Here is a 23,466-nt window from a genome sequence, read left to right as displayed (position 1 = left end):
ACCCAATACTAGCTGAATTGCCATACTGAGAATTGCTGTGGTTTTTCATACCCAATTGATTGATCAATACTATAGATTTGATCCCCCAAGCCCCCGGGTTAACGTGAGTTCGACAAGCCAAATTGTTCCTCACAAATCTCCTGTGCTTGGACGGAGAACTCACTTTCGGGGGTGTCGGGGGAGTAGAGTCCCCTGATATTGCAGGGGGCAAGGCGGTTTCTCTGACGCAATGCCAGAGCAAACTGCCTTGAGGAGAGAAGTTCCCCGATCTTCGCTGCGGAGCAGCCCCGACGATCGCGCCTTACCACGAATTTATCGAACTCACGTCGGGTTACGAACCGCTACGCTAGAAAAAAGGTTGATTTGGATCAACCATAATATTGCTGATTGATTCTGGGCGAGACTGGCAAACGCGCAATCAGCTTGTGATCTAGACTTGTGATCCAGACCTGTGATCTAGGCTTGTGATCTGGCTCACATCATAGTTGCAGGTTGTGTCACAACTGAAATTTCTCAGGTTTTACACGATCTATTTCTAAAATCTTAGTTAACTTCGATCCACAGCTTTCGATTCACGGCTCACGTTTCCATTGCTACCTCATGCCAAGGAGTTGCTCTATGCGGGCCTTTAACACTTCCCCCATCATCACCGAATTACAAAAGAAAGAAATTCAGCAACTATCGCCCATTTCTCGCTATCGTCTGCGTAAATTGCTCAGTCAGTACCTGAGCGCGGCTCCCTTAATTCATCACTCCAGCGCAACAACAGCGACTTCGTTGGACACCAAGCCCCAGCTATCTGCACTGCCGGAGCGGCGATCGGCGAGACATCAACACTTAGAGACCCTCATTTCTCTATATCACGAACTATCGGAAACGGCGAGCAAATCTGAGCAAACGGACACCTCTGATCAACTCTATGCTGTTCAACAGCAACTCTTTCAGGCTCTGAACTTGCGGTGGCCTCTATCTGCCCAGCTTCCCATGGTGGCAGAAAACACACAATTTTCCCGATATGCCTTCTATTATGATGGTGCAGTTCGGGAAGGTTTATTGTATGACGGAACCTTGTATGGTCGAGTCTACCAAATTTCGAGTCACCAACGAGGTCATGCTTGTATTGTTGCTTGGGTGCTACAAGAACAGAAAGTTCCCGTGATTGTAACCCCTAGTCGAGATGGCTATGAATTCTGGGTCAGTTTACAGTCTTCTAGTTATGCTGTCTTAATCAAGCAGGATCAAGTGTTACTGAACTGGGTGAAAGCGTTATATCCCATACTGCGACGGTTTAGAGCTCAGTTCCCCATAGAGGATCCCTATGGATTCCCCTCCCATTCGGAAGTCTACCAAATGCCCGCGATCGCTTAATCCATGAGCGTGATCCGGGCATTTTTTCTATCCAGATTGATTGCAAAAAATACCCGATTTTTCCACTTTTCCTACCTACTATGGGGGAGTGTGCGAAAGATCTAATAAGGACAAATCCTTCCTCAGAGTTTCACTTAGCAAATTCCGTTCATAGTTGCAATACTTGATCGGAATTCCTAAGTTAATTCTGAGGTTTTTTGTATGCAACTTGTTTTTTGTATGCGACTCATTGTATGTGACTTATCATATGCGACTCATTGCATGTAACTTATCGTATGCGACTCAATTGTGAACCTGTGTGAGTATGTAACTCAATTGTGAACCTGTGGGAGACTGGGCAGTAGTTCACCCCTTCCCAGAGCTGGGCAGGGAAACTCCTGATCTGGCGGAACCTTTGAGGGTCGGGTCATCGAGGGGATATCCAAATTAAGGCCACCAGAGGATAGCAAATCTCGTTCATCTGGCTAAAGAATTCTTGTAGAGGATCTACCCTTTTTCTTCACAATTCCTATTTACTATAAATATTGTGCGAAAGATCAAAAGGACAAAACACCTGCCTCAGATATCTCACTTAGTGAATTTCGTAGAGTTGTAATTATTTCAACTTTTCGGAAGCGCTCAGAAGATACCTGAGGAGTTTTTTTGTTTTCAGAGCATCCATTCCCTAGACAATCAATTCCATCCACGAGACCGAAGCCAGCGTTATCTGCATACTCACCCCTTGGGCTCTCCCACTTACGTGGTCTCTCCCACCCCCTTGGGCTCTCCTACCCTCTGGGAACCTCCCAACCACCTGGGAAAGATTCTGGGAAGAATGCTAGGGGAGAGAACAGCCAGAGAGTAAAACAGCCAGAGAATAAAACAGCAAAATTGCTAAGACCGGGAATAATGCGGATCATGGCTGGCCTGTAACCGGGTAAAGGCTTGAAGAATAGCTGCAGATTCGTAGGGATAGAGGACATATTCCGCAGCGCCCAACTGAACAGCACGCTCAGCTTCTTGGGTGTCCTTCGCTAGCCAAATAACTCGCAATGTAGAAGTATTGTGGGGCTGCTTCATGAGCCATTTGAGAAATTTCAGGCCACTGTCTGGCGCGATATCCTCAGATAAAAATAAAATTTGGAGTCTACCCGTTTGAGCATTGGCGACTAAATCAGCCTGGGCTTGTTGGCTGCTGGACTGAAGGGTCACTTGATGGCCACGGGTCTGCAAGCTTTGGCTCAACCGTTGAGAACTGGTCGGATCCCCCTGTAAGACGGTAATCAAGGGCGCACGATCGGATAACTGACTTGTCGCAACCACTTGATTGCCCCCCCGATCGCGGGCGGTGTTTAAAGCAGCTTCAGCCGCCTGATAGAGCGCTTGTAAGGTCTGTCCATGGGTGGGATATTGGGTGACTCCTGCACTAAAGGTAATAGCCAAGTCTCCACCCTGGGGTAATGGGAGAGGCTGACTGCGCAAATGCTCTAAAACCAGGGCAATCTCTTCATTGCCTTCTTGTTCCGTTGCGCCATAGCCTCCAACAACGATGGTCGCGCCCCCCCACCGAGCCACAATATCCCCCGATCGGGTGTGCTGTAAGAGACATTGCCCGACTTGTTTTAAGACTTGATCGCCAACTTGATAGCCGTATCGTTCATTAATCATTTGCAAGTTATCGATCGACAAAATGCCAAAATAATTAACAATCTGAGACCGCTTAGCCAGTTGGATCAAGCGATTGAATTCTTGAATGGCCGCCGATCGCTGAGCCAGTCCAGTTAAGCGATCGATTTCTGGATGCAATCGCAACACTTGAGTTCTTTCCAAGCGATTCAAAATTCTGGTTACCATCTCTGAGCCAATAATTGGCAAACTCGCAAAATCATCCGCCCCTGAGGTAAACGCTTTTTGAATTTCCTCTGGGGTAGATGCCCCCAGCATCATAATCGGCAACCAGCCCCAGCGCCGATCCTGACGCAGGAGTTGACAGACTTCAAAGCTCGCCCCAGAAAAGGCTTGGCTGTCCAGGATTAACAAATTGGGGGGAGTGGTCTCTAGGCTTTGCCACAGCGCTTGGAGGTCGTAGAGGACATGCACCTGTAGCCCCCAAGGAGACAGCAAGGAGGTAATCAGTTGTCCCGTCGTTACACTATCGCTGACGACTAACAGGGTTGATGGATTGGCCGTGCTTGGGCATTCCAGCAGAGACTGCAACGTCTCTAAAATGATTTGGGCTGGGCTCGATCGATCGAGGAAACCTGCATACTGGTAGCCCATTACCGTTCGGCGATCGTTGAAGGAGTCTCCATCCGTCAGAATGAGCACGGGACTGTCCGGCATATTCTCGGACAAGCTCTGAAACATCGTCAGAAAGGTTTCACAACCGGATTCAAAGGAGAGTGATGCAATGACTAAATCTGGCCAATGGTTCGTCAATGCCTCTTGAACCCTGGCTAGGGAGGTAGCCACTTGCACCCGAAAATACTGAAAATTGGCGCTAGAGAAAACCGTATCGGCCCAAGTCGTTCGGTTATCGACGATTAAAATTGAGTAGCGCTTAAAGGAATTTTGCGTCCCTGCCTCAGGGACATCAGGGTTAGGCAACGGACTCTTTGGATCGCCTAACGACAGGGGGGAAGCCATGCCCTCTGGAGCTGGCTCTGACTTCGCTACAGGTTTCAGATAGGCGCTATTTAACCGATACCCTAATCCATACACCGTTTCAATTAGATCTTTGGCCCCCACGGCCTTAAGTTTTTGCCGCAGTCCCTTGATGTGGGATTTCACCGTATCTTCGCCGGGTAAATCATCGGATAGCGACCACAGTTGATCCAGAATGGCTTGACGACTATAAACCCGCTGCTGATTGCGCATGAAGAGTTCCAGCAACGAATATTCTTTGGGCGTCAAGGGGAGAGGTTGCCCCGCATAAAATACTTCGCAAAGATTGGGATTCAGGGTTAAATCGCCCCAACTCAAAATGGGAGAGGCCTCTCGATGGCCACCCCGCCGCAACAGGGCACGGATTCTCGCGCCCAACTCTTCAACCCGAATGGGCTTAGTCAGATAATCATCGGCCCCAGCGTCTAATCCTTCAATTTTGTCTTGGCTCGTGCCTCGGGCCGTCAGCATCAAAATAGGAATCTGATTCCCACAGTCCCGAATACGACGGCACAAGCTGACACCATCTAGTCTCGGAAGCATCACATCCAAAATGACTAAATCATAATCAGCACCCTGTAGATACTCCCAGCCCTCTAGGCCATCAAAGGCAACATCAACTGTATAACGCTGTATGGATAGAGCGTCGGCTAGTTGCTGAGCAAGGTACTGGTTATCTTCTACCAGCAAGATTTTCATTACAAACCTATCGAGACTTCAACCATTTAAGTCTTCAACAATTTACGCTTAAGATACGCTGAAGGAGTTTATTCAATTGCACCGAGATTATAGGGGATTCTTAACTATGGCAGCTAACGGGGTTCTAGCTCTCAGTAGTTAAGCCATCCTCTCCACAATAGGCTTTATCGGCTGTAAATGTGCTTTAGATGAGTCTCGGTGCAGCGAAAGATCAAGGTTATTCCATAGATTGTCTAATATCGCAATAATCTCACAGCTTTTCTGTGAGATTGATCACACGACCCGGCTCATCCCGCAGCCAATCCCGGATGGGCTCTTAATCTGATGGGCTCTTAATCTATGGGATATATCTATGGACTATGACCGACGGGGACAACACCATGATTCATCATTATTCTTTGCGATCGGAATTAGTTATTTTAAATTTAGTTATGTAGATGCCATGATCCATGGGATATCGTACAATAGATTGTGTGACGAAAAGCATCATCTGTCTTTCAGGGCTACACTTGGGTAGGAAGCATTGGTGGGAAGCATTCGATGTTGATGGGATCATTGCCTTAGTTGCTCGTTACTTTGCTGTCAATTTCTAGATGGAAATTCCCACAGAGATTTTTTTAGAGATTGTTTATCGATCGCGCGATACAAGAGATGGTTACACCCCATTCAATCGAACCCCTGTCCAACTCTGATCTGCAAACAACTGAGTCATCTCAGGGGGATCCACCACAACTCAATCCCCCGGCAAGCGGTTTCGCCCCCGTCCCTGCAATCACTGTTCTAGAAGCAGAAATTCTAGAAGCAGAAATTAAAGCCTTAAAAGCGCGGGAAGCAGCCCTTCAGGAAATCAATGGTGACCTAGAGCGTCAGATTATCCACCAAGCTCAGGTGATGAATGCGATGCAGCAAGACCTGAAACAGCAGAAGTATCTGTTTCAGTTACTGGTGGAACAATCCCCCGACGTGATTATTCGGTTCGATCGCCAACTCTCCTGCACCTATGTCAACCCTGTCGTATTCAACGAGTATGGTGTGACCCCCGATGCAATGATTGGGAAACAGCTCTTGGAATTCACCATTCCGCCATTGGAACGTGATCTTTGGTGTCAGCAGTTACAACGTGTCTTTGTCAAAAAAAATCAAGCGTGTTTTGAGTTTAGCAATCAACACCCTTCCGCCTTACAGTCTTACCAAGTCCGTTTGCTGCCAGAACTCGATGAGATGGGCAAAGTAGGATCAGTTCTGGCGATAATCCACAATGTGACTGCCTTTAAAAGTAAGGAGAATCAACTCTTTCAAGCGCTGCACGAAAAAGAGATTTTTCTCCAGGAAGTTCACCATCGCATTAAAAATAATCTGCAAATGGTGTCGAGCTTGCTCAATCTTCAATCAAGCTCGATCGAAGACTCCAGCACGATCGGGCCCTTTGCCGATGCCCAAGCGCGTATTCAAGCCATGGCATTGATCCACGAACAGCTTTACCAGTCCTCCCAGGTGCGTCATATCAATTTTCGAGAGTATGCAGAGCAACTTGCCACTAACCTATTCCGATCCTATTGCCAGGATGATCACCGTCTTACACTAGATTTAAATCTTGAATCGGTTCATCTGACGGTAGACCAAGCAATTCCCTGTGGCTTGATCATGAATGAACTGATGACCAATGCCTTCAAATATGCCTTTCCCAATCAGGTGTCAGGCACCATCCGTTGCACGTTCCAGCAAAGTCCTGAGCAAATTTGTAGATTGATGATTGGTGATGATGGCATTGGTTTACCCACCAGTGTCGATATTCATCGGACGGACTCCTTGGGGTTTCAATTAGTGACGGCACTGACTGCCAAATTACGAGGTACGCTGGAGGTGGAGCGCAGGGGGGGAAGCCAATTTGTGATTCAATTTAGGAAAGCGTAGTGGATCAGTCATCCTTGAAAGGGTTAATCTCGGATAAGGGGCCAATCTCGGAAGGTTGAGGCTCAGGTTAAGGAAAATAGAGTCCTAGGACTCGTCTTTTGGTCAATCGTACTTTCCCAGTTGGTTTTCCTTCGTTTATCTTGCGGATGCTCAACATGCAACCCAATACTCAAATCCTGGTCGTCGAAGATGAGCCCATTATTGCCATGGACTTACAACGTCGATTGGTCGCTTTAAACTACGGAGTCGTGGGCATTACCGATTCAGCGGAAGCCGCGATCGCCCTTGTAGAGCAGACTCGGCCAGATTTGATTTTGATGGATATCTGTTTGAATGGCGTGATGGCGGGGATTGATATTGCGGATCAACTTCGATCGACCTATAACATTCCAGTGGTGTTTCTCACCGCCCATGCCGATCAAGTCACGTTAGAACAAGCTAAAACCGTTTCACCCTTTGGCTATGTGATTAAACCTTTCTCCAATAAGGACTTGATTACCACGATCGAAATTGCGATCAGCAAATATCAAGCGGAAATCGCCATTCAAAAAGCCCTAGAGCGCGAGCGAGAACTGAATCAACTCAAGTCCCAGTTTATTGGCCTCGTTTCCCACGAATTCCGAACGCCGCTGAGTATTATTTCCATCACGTTGGATATGCTGGAAAATTACCCCGCCAAGCTCACTCCCATCAAGCGACAAACCTATCTCAATCAAGCGCGATCGGCCCTAGAACATCTACGGGAAATGCTAGAGGATGTTCTCATCATGAACGAATCCACGACGCGAGCCATTGCCTGTTATCCAGTTGCCGTCAATCTTCAAGAGTTTTGTCAAAAGATTATTGATGAAACCAAGGCTGTGGACATTCAGAACCATGAAATTCAGTTGGTGGTAATCAACAGTGCTGTGATCAACAATGCGGTAATCAACAGTACCGTGATCAACAGTGCCGTGATCAACAGTCAAGCTCCAACCGCAGAGCCGGTCATTCCAGCGTTTCTAGATCCAAAGCTCACCAAACATATTCTGACGAATTTGTTATTAAATGCACTGAAATACTCCCCCCAAAACAGTCCCATTGAGGTGGAACTCATCCAGAGTGAGGATGAGGTGCGATTAGTCGTAAAAGATGCAGGAATTGGGATTCCTCCGGAGGATCAAGCCAATCTCTTCAAGCTGTTCTACCGAGCTTCCAATGTTGGCATGATTCAAGGCACGGGATTGGGCTTGGCGATCGTCAAGCAATGTGTTGACGCTCACAATGGACATATTTCCTTTGAAAGTCAGCTAGGTCAAGGCACAACGTTTACCGTCCGCCTGCCCAATTGCCGACCCGCCACCCTGGAAACAACGATTCCTTGGGCCAGTTAGTTTACAAGTTTAAACGTCGGCGACCTGGATGGCCGGAGGCTAGCTCAATTGCACGACCGGCTGATCCTCTACAAGGGTGCGTTGGGTCAACAAATCTTCGACGGTAATGCGCAAAAAGCGTTTGGCATCTACCTGAAATTGCACCTTGATGCGATCGCTCCCTGGCACTCCCGGTGGATCGAGCTCTGCAATGTTCCGTGCTCCCTCCTTGTCATTCAGCGGCTGCACCGTCGTCGTTTGACTAGAAAGATTGCGGGTGACTAAGCGATCCCCATCAAAATACACTTCCGTTTGTCCCGTTTCGTTACCCAGTTCACCAATAATCAGTTCAATACTCGGTTGATTTTCCCGCGAGGCTCCCAAAACGATTTCGACCGCTTTTTCCATGGGATAGGGTTGACCTGTCCGAATAATGGGATGCCAGTTGTGGGCATTGATCCGGCGATCCCAAAAACGCACTCCATAGCCGTGGTACAGGAAATCCTTGAGTTCCACCCCCCGATCGAGTTGCAGAGCCCCTTGGGCGATCGCTTCGAAGGGTTTATCCGATCGAATCTTGCTGGGATCAAAATACTGGTGCAGCCAGGTTTGCACAGCGGGAATTTGGGAGGTGCCGCCAACGAGTAACACGGCCCCAATGTCCTGAAGCGCCAAGCCCTGCCGTTGCGCCTGCTGGAGCACTTGGTTCATCGCCTCGTCCAAGCGGGCAAAAAACTGGTGTTCTTGGAGAATATCGTTGAAGCGATCGCGGGTAAGGGCCAGTTCATAGCTTTCAAAGGTTTCGTCGTTAAAAAACACTTCTTGGGCTTGATGTTGCAGCGATAGGGCAATCTTTAACCGTTCCGCTAACCGGGTGGTGACCGGACTAACCTGCAAGCCTTGGGTTTGAACAAAATGATCCACCAGCCAATGGTCAATATCTGCCCCACCCAAGTTCTGGCCGGCCTTGGCCAGAACCCGCGCCGTTTTCACCTTTTGGCCAGACTCCTCCGCAAAGGATTTTTGGCCCCACTTCAAAATAAAGCCCAAGGATTGCCCCCCAGATTGCTGGATGACTCGGGTATCCAGTTGCACCAGGGACAAATCTAAAGTGCCGCCGCCAAAATCCACAACCAATAGACATTCTTGGTTGGCCAAACCGTAGCCCAAGGCGGCGGCTGTCGGCTCATCCAACATCCGCACTTGGTTAATTTGCAAGTCCTCACACACTTGGCCTAACCAGAGCCGATAGGCTTCAAAGCTATCAACGGGGACCGTAAAGACGATTGAATCCAGAACATCGGGGTTGAGTTGACTCGCCTGCCGAATCACTTGCCCCAAAAACCAACGCCCCACCTGGGGAAATTCCACAGTGCGACCATCTAACTCTGGAATAAACCCTTGCACCGCTGAGCCAATGCCGCGCTTGAAGTTGCGAAAAAACCGGGTATCGCTGGCTAAATCCAAGGCGCGATCGCGCACCGGCTGCCCCACCACCACTTGGCCACGGGCGGCGTTCTCCACATAGAGCAGACTGGGGATTAGCGGCGGATTTTGGGCCAGCTTGAGCGATAACTCGGGTACCGATAAGGTTTCAGCCTGTTGACTGACTGCATTCCAACGGGCAATCACCGTGTTGCTCGTCCCAAAGTCGATCGCGTAGGTCATAGGTTAATTTAATGCCCAACAATGCCACTTCAAGATCCTAGCAAATCTCTCTATTTGGACTGAAATCGTGGCCCTCAAACCCGCAATCCCCATGGATTTAGTAAAGAAGCGTTAAGATATATCAAGTTTTATATTTAGCTTCTTACAGGATAGGCAACTAACCATGGTGGATTGGGTGGTGAATTGGGTGTGGCGGCTTCAACCAGTAACTTCTAAGCCCGATCGTAATCAATCTCGTGGGGTCCTTGTGGCCTCCGGTGTTTTAGGGATTTGGGCTATCAGCACGACTGTATTGTTGAGTCTTGACTGGGAGCAAATCCCCTGGAGCTTGCGGGGACTGGGCTTTCTCTGGCAAATGTTTCTCTACACCGGCTTGTTTGTGACGGCCCACGATGCCATGCATGGGTCGATCGCGCCCCACAATCGACAGCTTAACAATTGCATTGGGCAAGTGGCCTTATTTTGCTATGCCATGTTTCCTTTTAAAAAAATGGCTGAGATGCACCATCTGCACCATGCTATCCCCGCTCGATCGGGTGATCCCGATTATCACAATGGGCGCTGGTCTAACTTTTTTGGCTGGTACGCCCAATTTATGGTCAATTATTGGAGTTGGATGCGTTTAGTTCTCCTCATTGGCAGCTTCCACGCCCTGCACCAAGTTTTGCAGATCGCCGAAGCCAATTTGACCTGGTTTTGGGTTGTTCCCTCCGTCGCCAGTTCCTTTCAACTGTTTTTCTTTGGAACCTTCTTACCCCACCGTGAACCGAAGGAAGGCTACCAGAATGACTGCCATGCCCGCAGTACGCCGCTATCAGAGTTCTGGTCGTTTATCACCTGCTACCACTTTGGCTACCACGAAGAGCACCACGAAATGCCCCACCTGGCTTGGTGGCAACTACCCACTGCTCGTCGTCTACGCCTGGGTTCTTAGCTCGATCGAGGCCGCGATCGGCCCCTTTCTTCCGGTACCCTCGGCTATGTGGTGACCTTAGCCCTTGAACGATCGCGACAAGATCTGGGGGCGCGAAGGATTTCGGGTCACCCAACCTTTAGAACGGATCCATGAGAGACCTCTATCGGGAACCAACCGGGGTGGAAATCGGCGTATTGGGCGGAGAGTTGTTTGAATCTAGATAGTAGGACGTATATAAATTGCTTGGCACTTTGCGAGAATCGTTCGCCACCACTCCAAACACCTTCGTTGGCAGGAAGTTGAGCGTTTCCATTACATGCTCGTAGGCATCGCGGTTGGTCTTGCCCACCCGAGCCACCAACAACAATCCATCGGTTTTAGCTGCAACTAAGTGGGCATCCGAAAGACCCGCTAGCGGAGGCGTATCATAAATGACTAAATCGTAGCGCTCCTGGAGCTGTTCCATGACCTCCTGCATATAGGGAGAGGAGAGCAGGGTGATGGGATCCGTAGTGGATTGTCCTGCGGTCAGCACATGAATTTGGTCATTTAAAGGGGATACTTGGATAAACGCTTGGGGATCGCCGTGGCTGGCTACGAGATCGCTCAGGCCCTGGGCATTGGATAAGCCAAATCGGCTATGCAGTTGGGGATAGCGTAACTCCGTATCTACCAGCAACACCCGTTGCCCCATGGAAGCAGCCGCTTGAGCCAGATAGGTTGCTGTTGTGGATTTACCATCCTGGGGGGTGGGAGAACTAATTGAAATCGATCGCACAGGCCGATCGGCATTTAAGAGGCGCAGATTGGTCTGGAGAAGTCGGAACGATTCTAAAAAGGGTAGGGTTACTAAGGCATTCGGGTGATTCGCTGCCAGTAAAATCCGATTAGGTTGGAAAAGGCTAGCAGCGGTAGGAGACTCCCCAACCGCAGCCAGTTCTTGATTAAAGGGAATAATGCCTAACAGCGGCAATTTACTGGCTTTTTTAATTTCCTGTGGGGTGTGGAAAACATTACTCATGCGATCGACGATCACAGCACTAATGATGCCTAGGACCAATCCCAGTACACCGCCCAGGAGCAAATTCGTCTGTAAGCTCGCCAATTCGGGAGAGATGATGGGTGTGACAATTTCCCAGGGCGTTTGCCGTTGGCCGGCATCAATATCGAGAGCTGATCGCTTCGCCAGGAATTGATCCAGGTTATCTGTCGCTACTTTCAGTTCCCGCTGAATATCAGTATACTCCCGTGCAATATTGGATAGGTTCTTAATCCGTTGTGCTAGTTCATCCTCTGTTTTGCGCAGGGCACGGTCGCGCTCGGCGTAGTCCCGCACTTGGCTAGCGACTTCTTCCCGTACACGTTCCGCTTCCCGTTCCAACAGTGGCATGAGCTTTGTCCGGTTATCTCGAAGAATTTGCATGTCTTCAGATCCGGCTTCATAAATGCTCCCCTGTTCTGCAATCCTGGTATCTAGGGCTAGCAATTGGCCTAATAGTTGTCTATAGGTCTCACTTTGTCTCAGGGCGAGGGTTGCGGTGCGATCGCTCGGAGATCGTTCAATCTCATTTTGTAATTCCTGGTATAGCCCCATGGATTGCTTCAACTGCACTTCATTTTCTAGCCGTTGCCGCCGAAAATTGGCCATTTGATCTGAAAGTTCTCGGCTTTGGGACTCAGGGTCAAAGAAGGTGTTCTGCTGCCGGAAGGACTGCAATTTTCCTTGCCAATAGCTCACCTGATCTTTTAACGGTTTCAACTGCTCGTCAATAAAGGTAATCCCCTTTTTAGTGTCCGCCAATCGGTCTTGGAGAGCGTAGTCAATGTAGCGTTTGCCGAGGGCATCTAGAATATCCTTGACCCGTTCACTACTGGAGTCGATGTAATGCACTTCAAAGATATCTGTTTCTCCCACGGGTTTGACTTGCAATCCCTTAACGATCGACCCGTAACTAACGTCTGGATATTTCCCCTTCAACTGATCCACAACAGGATCAACGAGGGTTGGACTGGTTAATAGACGCAGTTTGGTATCGTCATAGCCCCGAGCCGATCCAGAGGGTGATCGTTGCTCCTCTCGAAGGGCCTGGGGCAAGGAGGATACTACTTGATTTTCAGCCGTCACAGGACGGGTCAGAATTTGCAGGGTAGCTCGATAGGTAGGATCTAGTTTCCCTTTCGCCGCCGCCGCCGTTGCAACCACTGTGGTGACACCCAGGATAACCACCGCCCGCCTTTTGAGAAGAGACAGCAATTGGCCGATATCGAGAACATCATTGTCTTCGTTAGGGCGAGATTGATTGCCTCCAATGCTAGGTAGCCATGAAGGACGTTGACTATTTCCAGGATTAGACGAGGGGGGAATTGATGGGGGAAATCCGCTTTCCATTCTGACCTCAAGGGGATTAGACAAACAGTTGCAGTGAGGATCGCGTAATTTTCAGGATGGAGCCCTGAGTTTGATGATCGTCTTAAGGCCCACCAAAGATGGCTCGAAACACACTCACGATTCCACCAAGTGGCCCAAAGACTTGACCCGCTTCTCCAAAAACGGAAAGCCCTGAGCGCTTCACAATAATGACATCTTCATTGCGAAGTGGTGGATTGTTGGCTTCATCATAGCCTGCGGCTAAATCGACCTTAACCTCCCGTTTCACAGCGGTACCATCCGGATTGAGCCGGACAAAATCAACTTTATTGCGCACGGCTCGGCTATTAAAGCCTCCTGCGGTCAAAATAGCTTTATTCAAGGGTGTATTAGGAGGCACTTCGATGACACCCGGTGTCCCCACCTCACCCATGACGGCAACACGAATGCGATCGGGCGAAAAACTAGCAGCAGATGCAGATGCAATTTCGGCATTCGTTAAATTAGTTGCCTGGGGTATAACAATAGTATCGCGATCTTGCAAAATCAAATCTTGGGTTTGATCACCGGCTTGCAGTAATGCCCACAGATCAATCTTAAATACCTGCTGAGTCCCCTGTTGAGTGATTCGTCGGACTTCAATATTCCGCAGATTGGCCATAGGCTTGATCCCGCCAGCGGTTTGAATGGCACGGGTAAGCGTTGGGAAAATACGTGCTTGGTTAAAAGAATCTCTTGCTTCCCCCGGAATACCTGCAGTAGGAACCCGAACGCTACTTTCGACTGTATGGGTACCGGGCCGATAGACCTCGCCGACTACTGTAATGTTAAGCGGTTGAATTTTTTCTGCGGAAAAGCTGGTTGTGGCTAGTTGGTACGACTCGTTCAAGTCCAAGTTGGCTGCCGTGGGAACAAAAATGGAGTCCCCATCTCGTAGCACAGCATCTTGGCTGGTATCGCCATTGCGGACAAAGTCCCACAAATTAACGGTGTAAACTTGAGCCGATCCACCCCGCTGAGCTCGACGAATTTCGACGCGGTTTAAGTCTGCAGATTGAGTAATGCCCCCGGCAAGCTTGAGGGCTCGAGTGAGGGTGGGGAGGTTTGCGGAGCCAACGGTGTTGCCCGTATCACTAACGGGGTTGAGTGTGACATCGTAGGCCCCCCGACGGCTGACTTCTCCTGCAACAGTGACTTTGACGGGGCGTGGGGTGACTAGTGTAATGGTTACTACGGGATAGCGTAACACCTTGCGATATTTTTCAGTGGCGCGGGCAGTAGCTTCTGTGAGGGAAAGGTTGCGCACGGGCAAGGAGCCAAATTGCAACAAGCTAATAGTGCCATCTACCAATACCTGGGTTTCCAGGGAATATTGCGGCGCTTTCTGGACGTCAATTCTGACGCGATCGCCCGGGCCGAGGATATAGTCCTCATCGATCGGAGGCCGGTTGATGACTGGAGCCACTGCATTCGGGGGAAATTGGGTCGATCTTCGGGGGATTGCAGTTTGGGCGAAGGCACTGGGGGGCAGCAGGCCAACCAGAGTTGCTAGCAGACTAGTCCCGAGCACACAGGTCTTCAATCGGCCAACGCGGAACAGCTTCATGCTGAGGTTAGAACTAGGATGGAATCGGACAACCATAGGGAAGCAACCTGTGGAACGCCAAAAAATCAAAATAGCCGAAACTGATAGCGATTTAACTTAACTGCAAGATAGGGGCTTAATGCAAAAATTACCGCAGACAAAGTTGAAATACGCGGGAAAAACCATTAGTAGCAATAGGCCGTTAGTAGAAATAGACCATGCAGAAGTCAAATGGTTCCTTTTAACACCAACCCATTTCTAACACCTCCGTGAAATTATTGAACCTCGTGACCCTGGAGGATTTGCAAACTCTTCATGTAATTCCGACTTTGTGCGAGGTGAACTTTGCGTTTAATTCAGCTTGCTTGGATCCATAGAAAACTGCCTGGGGCCACGATCGTTACCCCCTAGGTAGAAGCCTACAATCATAACTGCAACCCAAAATCTCGATGTTGGCTCATGACTTGATGTTGGCTCATGAAGCGAGCCAAGTTAAAGGTTGGTCGGAATAGTTCGATTGTGCTTAGCAATGCCTCGGAGGGCACGTCCATCTTTGTAATTCTTAAACTTTGACCTACAAACAGCCTGAATCAGTTTGATCGATGTATCCGCACCAGAGAGCCTTGTTGGTAGATCACCATAAGCCGATGGATTTGATGGATCGCCAGTCCTTGAGTCACCGTTCAACTAATCAGATCAACTAATCACCCCCCTTTTTTGGCCCATCATCCGGGTTTGTAGGTGAACTGTAATTGAACCGTCATATTGTCTTCACTTTGGCCTCAGGTGAAATTTCGATGAGTAGTATCCTGAAAAAGGGAAATCATCCGAGCTGTCCCCATGTGGTCTAGCGAGGAATTTGGGTGCAAGCTGGAGCTGAAATTTGCGCCACGATCGCCTGTCCGATTTCCAAGGAAGACGTGGCCGCAGGGGAAGGGGCATTACAAACATGCAACGCCGCCCCATCCGGGATTAACAGAAAATCCTCCACCAGTTTGCCATCGGGTTGGAGGGCTTGGGCCCGCACCCCCGCATGGGTGGGAATTAAATCCGCCGATTGCACCTCTGGAATCAGCCGTTGTAAACTGCTGACAAAGAGCGATTTGAACAGCGATCTCAGCACTTCCTGGGCTCCCTGATCGGCATGTTTGGCCGCCAGTTTCCAAAATCCACCATAGGTCAGGGTATCCCAAGCATCCCGCCAGTCAAAATCAGTTTTGTGATAGCCCTCGCGCTTGAGGCTGAGCACTGCGTTGGGGCCTGCGTGCACGGTACCGTCAATCATGCGGGTAAAATGTACGCCCAAAAAGGGAAAACTGGGATTGGGCACGGGGTAAATCAAGCCTTTGACAAGATGGCGTTTTTCCGGCACCAATTCATAATATTCCCCTCGGAAGGGCACAATTTTGGCTGGGACAGTGGCTCCGGTTTGCTGGGCAATGCGATCGCTCTGTAACCCGGCACAGTTGATTAAAAATCGCGCTTCAAACGTATCTGCCGAGGTTTCCAGGACGATGCCGAAGGGGTTGGACGTAATGCGATCGACATGGGTATTACAGCGTAAATCGGCCCCTTGCTGCTGGGCTAATTCCGCATATTTCCGGCAAACGGCTTTGTAATCGGCAATGCCCGTAGAAGCAACGTGAATCCCCGCTAAACAAGCCACATGGGGTTCATAGTCCTTCACTTCTTCGGCGGTAATTTTTCGCACGGGTAAGCCGTTTTGCAAGCCCCGTTGATAGAGATTTTCCAACAGCGGCAACTCTGCCGGTTCCGTTGCCACAATCACCTTGCCACAGACTTCGTGGGGCAGGCCGTGCGCTTGGCAAAACTGCACCATCGATCGACTCCCATCCCGGCAGAATTTCGCTTTAAAGCTACCGGGTTTGTAGTAAATCCCTGAATGGATTACACCACTGTTATTTCCCGTTTGGTGGTGCGCCCATTCCGCTTCTTTTTCCAGCAGTAGAATCTTGGCCTGGGGATAGCGTTGCCCTAAGGCCATCGCTGTGGAAAGACCCACAATACCACCACCCACGATCGCATAGTCGTACATCCGGTTCCCCTTGAAGGTTTGTGGATTCAAGCAAGGCTAGTTGGGTCGGTTCACTGCGAACTGATTCACCGGACTGATTAAACTCGCGTCCTTAACCCGAAGCTGTTTGGGCTTGGCCTTCCAGTTGAATGCCCAACACCTGGGTATAGGCTCCCCGCGCTTGGGTCACGCCGATCGTCCGCTGGGCCGACTCAATCATCGGTCGCCGCAGACTGACCACGATAAACTGAGCAGACTGCGCCTGATGCTTAATCATCCGCGCCAATTTTTCCACATTGGCCCCGTCGAGGAACATATCCACCTCGTCAAAGGCATAGAACGGCGAAGGTCGATACCGTTGCAGCGCAAAGATAAAACTCAACGCCGTCAGCGACTTTTCTCCCCCGGACATGGAGGCCAACCGCTGTACCGGCTTGCCCTTGGGGTGGGCAATTAAGTTTAAGCCGCCGTTAAAGGGATCCTGCTGATCTTCCAACTGTAACCGTCCGTCCCCGTCCGACAGGGTTGCAAAGATCTGCTGGAAGTTCTCATTCACGGCATCAAAGGCTTCCCGGAAGGCCCGGACTCGTAGGGTCGTAAAATTCTCAATGCGCAGCAACAATTCCGTGCGCTCTTCGCCGAGGGTGGCCAGCTTGTCGCTGAGCTCCTGAAGGCGTTCCTGGGTGCGTTCATATTCCTCTAACGCCAACATATTGACAGGTTCCATGGCCTGGAGGCGTTTTTGCAGCGATCGAATCTCGTGCTGCAACTGGGCCACATCCCGCGTCGCATCCTCTGGGATTTCCGGGAGTGGATCGGGCAGTTCCAGTTTCTGTTGCTCGATTTGTTCCTGGAGGGCGGATAATTCCTGTCGTCGGGTGGCTTGGGACTCCTGAACCTTTTGGCGTTGCCAATCGGCTTGCTGGCGTTGGGTTTGCAGTTCCCGTAATTGTTTATCCAGGGCATCCCGCTTGTGGCGTTCCTCACCCAGGGTTTTATCCAGTTCCACCAAGGCCGCTTGCAGTTCCGTAATTTTGGCTTGAATGTCCGCCCGCTGGGTTTGTAAGCCCGTGGTTTGTTGCAAGACCTGGGTTTGCTGTTCGCGCAGTTCCTGTAATCGCGTTTCGCCCTGTTCAATCCGTTCCTGCGATCGCTGTTTTTGATTCACAATATCAGCTAACCGTTGCTCGACGGTACGCAGCGCCTTTTCCCGCTGATCCAGTTCCGTTTCCAGTTGGCGCAAATGGGCTTGGATTTGTTGCCATTCGCTGTGGGTTTGGGACTGTTCCAAGGTTTCCAGCGTTTGCCGCAGCGTTGCCAACTGTGCTTCCTGATCAGGAAGCGACCGATCCAGTTCCTGCAATCGCGATCGGGCTGCTGCCTGTTCCTGGGACTGATTCTGAATCTGCTGCGCTAGAGATTCCTGTTGACTGGTTAAACGATCGAGTTCTTTAGTCAACTGTTCCGACTGGAGTTGTACTTCCCGGTGCTGTTGCCGCGCTTCAATGAGTTGCTTGGTTGTGTTCTGGTGGGCGATCGTCGCTTTGGCGATCGCATCTTCGCAGCGGAACAAAATAGTATCAATTTCGCCCAGCCGCTCCCGCAGCGCCAGGACTTCGGCGGACTCGCCCACCTGCCCTGTCCCAAAGTGCAGGGCTGACTTACCGATGCTACCTCCAGTCATGGCCCCACTGGCTTCCAGCAGTTCCCCATCCAGCGTCACCATGCGGAATTTGCCCAGGTGTCGCCGTGCCGCATTGATCGTTTCAAAGACGACCGTACCGCCAAAGACGTAGGCAAAGACATCCCAATAGCGATCGTCGCAGTCGATTAAATCGATGGCATAGCCCACACAGCCGTTGAGGGTGCGCAGGGTGGACGCATCGGGAATTTGGGGGGCTCGAATTTTGTTCAGTGGTAAAAACGTAGCCCGACCCGCTCGTTGTTGTTTGAGGATTTCGATCGCCGCTGCCGCGATCTCATCATCATCCACGACCAAATGGCCAAGCCGAGCCCCTGCCGCAATTTCCAGTGCTGTCTGATAGGTGGATTCCACCCGACCTAACTGCGCCACCAATCCATGCACCCCAGACATGCCTAAGCCCAGAATCACCTGGGTGGCGAAGGTGCCCTGGGCCTCTTGCACCGCTTGCTTTTGAGCTTCTAATTTATCGAGCTTACGTTGCTTTTCCCGTTGCTCATTTTGCAATCGCGTTTGCGTATCTTTTTGGATTTGCAATTCCTGGTCGATCGCGGCGATCGACTGAGCCAAGGATTGTACTTGTTCCGTTGCAGCCTTCAGTGCCGTTGCTAAGGTTTCTTGCTCAGCTTGCCGTTCCGTTAACTGTTGCAGAAACGAGTTGCGGCTGCGGGTTTGTTCCTCCATTTGCTTTTCTAACTGGCTCGCCCGCTCCCGTAACCGAGCTTGCTCCGTGCGTTGGGGATCCAACGTTTGCAAAATCGTATCAATCTGATGGCGCAGGTTCGTTTGTTCCTGCACCCAAGCCTCCGCACTGGCCGCTGACTGGCTGGCCGCCTGCCGTGACTGCTCCAACTTGGCCTGGGCTTGGTTGCGGGCTTGGGTGAGGCTGGCCAACTCTTGGGTTTCAGTGCTCAATTGCTCCTGGGCCAGACGGTTCAACAGGTCCCGCTGCTCGGCTAGTTCCTGCTGGGTCTTGCCGATCGTCGTTTGCAAGTCCCGATCGCTGGTCTGCAAATCCTGCTCCTGGCGGGTCAACTGCCGCAGTTCCGCTTCGCGGGTCGCCAACTGGGATTGCAAAGCAATTTGTTCCGCTTCTCCGAGGGCGCGAACTTTGGCGTTGAGGGCATCCAATTCTGCGCCCGTGGTCTTAATCGTCGCTTCGGCGGTGGCAATTTGCTGGGTCAGGGTGGCAATTTCCGCTTCCCCAGAGACAATTTGAGCCTGTAACTTTTCCGCCTGGGTTTGGGATTGCTGGAACCGGAATACCGCCTCCCATTGCTCCTTGGCCTGTAATTCTGCCCGTAGTTTTTTGTACTTTTCCGCCTTGGCCCGATCCTGGGACAGCCGATCGCGCTGGTCAATCAGTTCTTTCTCAACAATGCGGTATTTATCTTCCCGATCCTTGACCGCATCCAGCTTTTCCTTGGCTTGGGTGATCTTGCGATCGAAGGAAGCCACCCCCGCCAGCTCATCAATAATTTCCCGCCGCTCCCGAGGGTTCATGGAAATGATCCGCGTCACGTCCCCTTGCAGCACAACGTTATAGCCTTCCGGATAAACCCGCAGGCGATTGAGCTGATCATGCAGTTCTGTCAACGTGCAGGGCTCATTATTGATGTAGTAGTTGGAGGTGTAGGTGCCCTGTTGGGTAACACGCAGTTTACGAGTCACGCTCCATTCAATCACCTGACCCGCGTCCGTGCGCTGCACCATAAATCGGGCATCCTCCTGACCCGATTCGATCGCCTCCTGCCGAATCGCCTCTAACAGTTCCCGATCGTCCGACAGATCGAACGTCACTGTCACGCTGGCTTCGACGGTGCGACCTCGGCTAGATTGGGACTGGTTCACCAAGTCCGGCAAGCGCTCCGCCCGCATCCCCTTGGATCCCGCCAAGCCCAAGCAGAACAAAATTGCATCCAAGAGATTGGACTTTCCAGACCCGTTTGGCCCGGAAATAACCGTAAATCCCGGCAGAACAGGCACCTGAGTTGTGCCCCCAAAAGATTTGAAATTGGTGAGTTCCAGGCGTTTAACAAACACAGGTTTCGGGGACTAACAGGGCTAACAAAATCATTTCAACGAAAATGGGACTCAACAGGAAAGGCAAGGGGTCGAGATTTACTGGAAATTGAACTAGGATGTTCAACTTTAGGCCAGATTCCACTCAGATTCAATATCTACCTGCGATCGCGATCAAATTCTCTGAGAGTCCCCCTTGATAAGGGAGTTTTAGGGGCTCGTCATGGGTGGCAATCACAAGTTGATTGGGTATTAAGCTGAGCGTGGAAAATTGCTGTCTAGTGTAGTGTGTTTTAAAGGAAGTGAACCACTATATTTAGTTTAGTACAAAAGACCTAGCTTGAAAAGCTTGACTTCGTGAGGGCCATACCCCAAGGGTTGGCTTGGCAAATTGCATGATTTCTAACCAAATCCCTCAACCAATTCCTGCTAGACCCATCCTCTCTAGCACTATCCCCTCTAGAACGATCACCTATAGTCCAGCCTATACCCTGGTTCCGACCTATGAGTGCTTTAATCGCTGTACCTACTGTAACTTTCGGGTCGATGTGGGCACCCAGGGCTGGTTGTCGATCGCCCAGGCCGAGGCCCAATTGCGATCACTGCCCCCAAGCACCTGCGAAGTGTTAATTCTCAGCGGCGAGGTGCATCCCAATAGTCCCCAGCGATCGGCTTGGTTGCAGCATATCCACCAGCTTTGCCAACGGGCCCTTGACCTGGGATTTTTACCCCATACCAATGTGGGGCCGTTGTCTCACCAAGAAATGCAGCAACTGAAGGCGGTCAATGTCTCCATGGGGCTGATGCTGGAGCAGATGACCCCCAATTTATTACAAACTGTCCATCGCCATGCCCCCAGCAAGGATCCAGAATTGCGCTACCAGCAACTGATCCAAGCGGGTGAACTCAAAATTCCCTTCACCACTGGAATTTTATTAGGGCTGGGGGAGCAAGTGGACGATCGCATTGCCAGTCTGGAGACGATCGCTCAAATCCACGCCCAATACGGCCATATCCAAGAATGCATTCTGCAACCCTACAGCCCCGGCACGAGCGAAACCCGGATGGGGCAGGGTTTTCCGCTAGAGGCACTGCCTGAACTGGTTCACACCGCCCGATCGATTCTGCCAGAGGACATTACCCTGCAAATTCCACCAAACTTAGTGCATCAGCCGGAGATTCTCTTGGCCTGTCTAGAAGCCGGAGCGCGGGATTTGGGAGGACTCAGCCCGATCGATGAAGTCAATCCCGACTATCCCCATCCCACAGCTGCTCAGTTACGAGCGTGCCTGGATCCGCAAGGTTGGCAATTGGTGCCCCGGCTACCCATTTATCCCCAGTACGATCGCTGGCTGGTGCCCCCCCTTGACGCCCCCCTAAACCGATGGCGTTCCTTGATTCAATCGCTCCCGATCGGCAATTTCTAGCGTCTTAAAGCGATTGCGACCGGCGGCCTTCGCTTGATAGAGCGCTTGATCGGCGGCTGTGATTAACATCGCTGGGTCAATTAATTGGCTAGGAATGGTGGAACTGACCCCCATGCTGACTGTCACCACATTGCTGACTTGGGATCCCGCATGGGGAATGGCTAGGGCATCAATGCTCTCATGGATCGATTTCGCCACTTGGATGGCCCCCTCCATGTCGGTATTGGGCAGAATCACCGCAAATTCTTCCCCGCCGTACCGAGCCACTAAATCCACCGATCGCCGCGCTGAAAACTCTAGCTCCCTGGCGACTTTACGCAGGCAATCATCCCCCGATTGGTGACCATAGGTATCGTTATAAACTTTAAAGAAATCAATGTCGCAAAGAATCAAGGCCAGCGGCAAATGTTCTCGCAGAAGGCGATGCCATTCTTGGTGCAGGTACTGATCAAAACGACGACGGTTGGCAATTTGGGTTAACCCGTCGGAGGCGGCTAACCGAATCAGTTCATCGTTCGTTGCTTGGAGATGATGATAGAGCCGGACTTGCTGAATTAATCGCTTGACCCGCTGCCGTAACACCGCCCAATGGATAGGCTTGCTGACAAAATCAAATGCCCCTGACGCAAAAGCTTGTTCTACAGATGCTTCATCTTCCAACCCTGTAATCATCAGGATGGGAGTATAGGGATTGCCGTTTTCTAGGTTTTGAATGTGAGTGCAGCAGGTAAAACCATCCATGATCGGCATGACTGCATCCAGAAGTACAACATCTGGCCGCAGCTGAGTATAAGCAGCGAGACAGCTTTCGCCATCCATCACTTCGACGACTTGGTAGCCCTCTTGTTCCATGGCTTGACGTAGACAAACCCGCATTACCTTGTCATCATCTGCCACTAGAATCAATGGCGGATTATGGGGTGAGAAGGTCATGACATCTGGCATCAAATAGTTTCCATTGGTTGGGGGAGGCTGAAGTTCCCCACAGCTCAAGGTTGGCATTCGATTTGCGCAACTTTATTACGGCAATTGAATAAACTTAGCTTGCCCTACCAGTCATTATTCCCAACTTTTCTAGAACTTCTGATACCTTCAGCAATTCTCTAAGAATTCTGTATCTGATTCCTAGAAATTACTGATCCAAAAGCCGTTCATAGCTTACTGTAGGATCCTGACTTCTCGTGATTCACGGATACCCCTCAAGGGGCATTCGGCAAGGACATTCGGCATCTTAAAATTTTTTAAGGATGGTTATCTATAAATGTCTCCGCTCAATTAATATTTCTACGTTATCGGGAGACGTACACGTGAAAGTTTTGTTACTGGCTCTCATTCGCGGCTATCGTGTCTTCATTTCGCCCTTGTATCTGCCGTGCTGTCGCTACACGCCCACTTGCTCACAGTACGCGATCGAGGCGATCGAGACCCATGGCCCCCTCCAAGGCAGTTGGTTGGCCACCCGTCGCATTTGCCGCTGCCATCCCTGGGGCGGTAGTGGCTACGACCCTGTTCCTCCCAACACGAAATAATGATCCCCCCTTTTCAAGAAGATTAGGGTTACACATTTTGGACTGGATCCGCAACCACATTAACTTGAACTGAGGAAAATACCAGCGAGGCCCATTTGGGTTGAATCAGTAATTCTGAGGATGGAAACAACAGGAGATCTGGGCAGATGGCGCTATCCACTCAGATCTCCTGTTGGGTAATTGTGTCAGGGGGGCTATAACCGAGGGCACGATCGAGGGGATTGATCGATTCCCAGAT

Annotated in this window: 13 protein-coding genes; 6 read left to right on the top strand and 7 right to left on the bottom strand. The window is 50.6% G+C overall.

What is annotated here, in order from left to right:
- Positions 1 to 618 precede the first annotated feature (618 nt).
- On the top strand, positions 619 to 1,368 hold the full coding sequence (locus tag H6G21_RS23130) for a hypothetical protein (RefSeq protein ID WP_190576521.1): 750 nt from the start codon (positions 619 to 621) through the stop codon (positions 1,366 to 1,368).
- A gap of 873 nt (positions 1,369 to 2,241) precedes the next feature.
- Here the strand turns inward: H6G21_RS23130 and H6G21_RS23125 are convergent.
- Complete coding sequence (locus H6G21_RS23125; protein ID WP_190576519.1) at positions 2,242 to 4,710, bottom strand: response regulator; 2,469 nt, start codon at positions 4,708 to 4,710, stop codon at positions 2,242 to 2,244.
- Positions 4,711 to 5,361: 651 nt separating this feature from the next.
- Between H6G21_RS23125 and H6G21_RS23120 the strand changes: the two genes are divergently transcribed.
- Both H6G21_RS23120 and H6G21_RS23115 read left to right on the top strand, forming a co-directional pair.
- Positions 5,362 to 6,624 (top strand): histidine kinase dimerization/phosphoacceptor domain -containing protein, encoded by a 1,263-nt coding sequence (locus H6G21_RS23120; protein WP_190576516.1) that lies wholly within the window; start codon positions 5,362 to 5,364, stop codon positions 6,622 to 6,624.
- A 155-nt stretch (positions 6,625 to 6,779) separates the two neighbouring features.
- On the top strand, positions 6,780 to 7,997 hold the full coding sequence (locus H6G21_RS23115; protein WP_190576514.1) for an ATP-binding protein: 1,218 nt from the start codon (positions 6,780 to 6,782) through the stop codon (positions 7,995 to 7,997).
- Between the two features lie 39 nt (positions 7,998 to 8,036).
- On the opposite strand, the gene H6G21_RS23110 is transcribed toward H6G21_RS23115, so the two are convergent.
- The gene (locus tag H6G21_RS23110) at positions 8,037 to 9,644 is read right to left on the bottom strand and encodes an Hsp70 family protein (RefSeq protein ID WP_190576512.1); all 1,608 of its coding nucleotides are present in this window, start codon (positions 9,642 to 9,644) and stop codon (positions 8,037 to 8,039) included.
- A 163-nt stretch (positions 9,645 to 9,807) separates the two neighbouring features.
- On the opposite strand from H6G21_RS23110, the gene H6G21_RS23105 reads away from it, so the two are divergent.
- Positions 9,808 to 10,578, top strand: coding sequence for a fatty acid desaturase (locus tag H6G21_RS23105; RefSeq protein WP_190576510.1), 771 nt, complete (start codon positions 9,808 to 9,810; stop codon positions 10,576 to 10,578).
- A gap of 142 nt (positions 10,579 to 10,720) precedes the next feature.
- On the opposite strand, the gene H6G21_RS23100 is transcribed toward H6G21_RS23105, so the two are convergent.
- The 4 genes from H6G21_RS23100 to smc all read right to left on the bottom strand — a co-directional run bounded on the left by H6G21_RS23100 (position 10,721) and on the right by smc (position 20,293).
- On the bottom strand, positions 10,721 to 12,949 hold the full coding sequence (locus H6G21_RS23100; RefSeq protein WP_190576507.1) for a tyrosine-protein kinase domain-containing protein: 2,229 nt from the start codon (positions 12,947 to 12,949) through the stop codon (positions 10,721 to 10,723).
- A gap of 82 nt (positions 12,950 to 13,031) precedes the next feature.
- Positions 13,032 to 14,570: an SLBB domain-containing protein gene (locus H6G21_RS23095; RefSeq protein WP_190576505.1), complete on the bottom strand. Its 1,539-nt coding sequence runs from the start codon at positions 14,568 to 14,570 to the stop codon at positions 13,032 to 13,034.
- A 790-nt stretch (positions 14,571 to 15,360) separates the two neighbouring features.
- On the bottom strand, positions 15,361 to 16,569 hold the full coding sequence (lhgO, locus tag H6G21_RS23090) for an L-2-hydroxyglutarate oxidase (protein WP_190576503.1): 1,209 nt from the start codon (positions 16,567 to 16,569) through the stop codon (positions 15,361 to 15,363).
- A 91-nt stretch (positions 16,570 to 16,660) separates the two neighbouring features.
- Positions 16,661 to 20,293, bottom strand: a complete 3,633-nt coding sequence (gene smc, locus H6G21_RS23085) for a chromosome segregation protein SMC (RefSeq protein ID WP_190576501.1) — start codon at positions 20,291 to 20,293, stop codon at positions 16,661 to 16,663.
- Positions 20,294 to 20,667: 374 nt separating this feature from the next.
- On the opposite strand from smc, the gene cofG reads away from it, so the two are divergent.
- The gene (gene cofG, locus H6G21_RS23080; RefSeq protein WP_190576499.1) at positions 20,668 to 21,699 is read left to right on the top strand and encodes a 7,8-didemethyl-8-hydroxy-5-deazariboflavin synthase subunit CofG; all 1,032 of its coding nucleotides are present in this window, start codon (positions 20,668 to 20,670) and stop codon (positions 21,697 to 21,699) included.
- Here the strand turns inward: cofG and H6G21_RS23075 are convergent.
- Positions 21,649 to 22,644 carry a PleD family two-component system response regulator gene (locus H6G21_RS23075; RefSeq protein ID WP_190576527.1) on the bottom strand — a complete coding sequence of 332 codons (996 nt, stop codon included), beginning with the start codon at positions 22,642 to 22,644 and terminating at the stop codon, positions 21,649 to 21,651. The genes cofG and H6G21_RS23075 overlap by 51 nt on opposite strands.
- Positions 22,645 to 23,006: 362 nt before the next feature.
- Between H6G21_RS23075 and yidD the strand changes: the two genes are divergently transcribed.
- Complete coding sequence (gene yidD, locus H6G21_RS23070; protein WP_190576497.1) at positions 23,007 to 23,228, top strand: membrane protein insertion efficiency factor YidD; 222 nt, start codon at positions 23,007 to 23,009, stop codon at positions 23,226 to 23,228.
- Positions 23,229 to 23,466: the final 238 nt, after the last annotated feature.

Source organism: Alkalinema sp. FACHB-956 (assembly GCF_014697025.1).
GTDB lineage: Bacteria > Cyanobacteriota > Cyanobacteriia > Leptolyngbyales > Leptolyngbyaceae > Alkalinema.
The sequence above is the reverse complement of the archived record's forward strand: the minus strand, read 5'-3'. Positions and strand labels throughout refer to the sequence as shown.

Excerpts from the sequence above, each read along its gene's own strand:
- H6G21_RS23130 (WP_190576521.1), top strand. The coding sequence starts at position 619 with ATGCGGGCCTTTAACACTTCCCCCATCATCACCGAATTACAAAAGAAA.
- H6G21_RS23125 (WP_190576519.1), bottom strand. The coding sequence starts at position 4,710 with ATGAAAATCTTGCTGGTAGAAGATAACCAGTACCTTGCTCAGCAACTA.
- H6G21_RS23120 (WP_190576516.1), top strand. The coding sequence starts at position 5,362 with ATGGTTACACCCCATTCAATCGAACCCCTGTCCAACTCTGATCTGCAA.
- H6G21_RS23115 (WP_190576514.1), top strand. The coding sequence starts at position 6,780 with ATGCAACCCAATACTCAAATCCTGGTCGTCGAAGATGAGCCCATTATT.
- H6G21_RS23110 (WP_190576512.1), bottom strand. The coding sequence starts at position 9,644 with ATGACCTACGCGATCGACTTTGGGACGAGCAACACGGTGATTGCCCGT.
- H6G21_RS23105 (WP_190576510.1), top strand. The coding sequence starts at position 9,808 with ATGGTGGATTGGGTGGTGAATTGGGTGTGGCGGCTTCAACCAGTAACT.
- H6G21_RS23100 (WP_190576507.1), bottom strand. The coding sequence starts at position 12,949 with ATGGAAAGCGGATTTCCCCCATCAATTCCCCCCTCGTCTAATCCTGGA.
- H6G21_RS23095 (WP_190576505.1), bottom strand. The coding sequence starts at position 14,570 with ATGGTTGTCCGATTCCATCCTAGTTCTAACCTCAGCATGAAGCTGTTC.
- lhgO (WP_190576503.1), bottom strand. The coding sequence starts at position 16,569 with ATGTACGACTATGCGATCGTGGGTGGTGGTATTGTGGGTCTTTCCACA.
- cofG (WP_190576499.1), top strand. The coding sequence starts at position 20,668 with ATGATTTCTAACCAAATCCCTCAACCAATTCCTGCTAGACCCATCCTC.
- H6G21_RS23075 (WP_190576527.1), bottom strand. The coding sequence starts at position 22,644 with ATGCCAGATGTCATGACCTTCTCACCCCATAATCCGCCATTGATTCTA.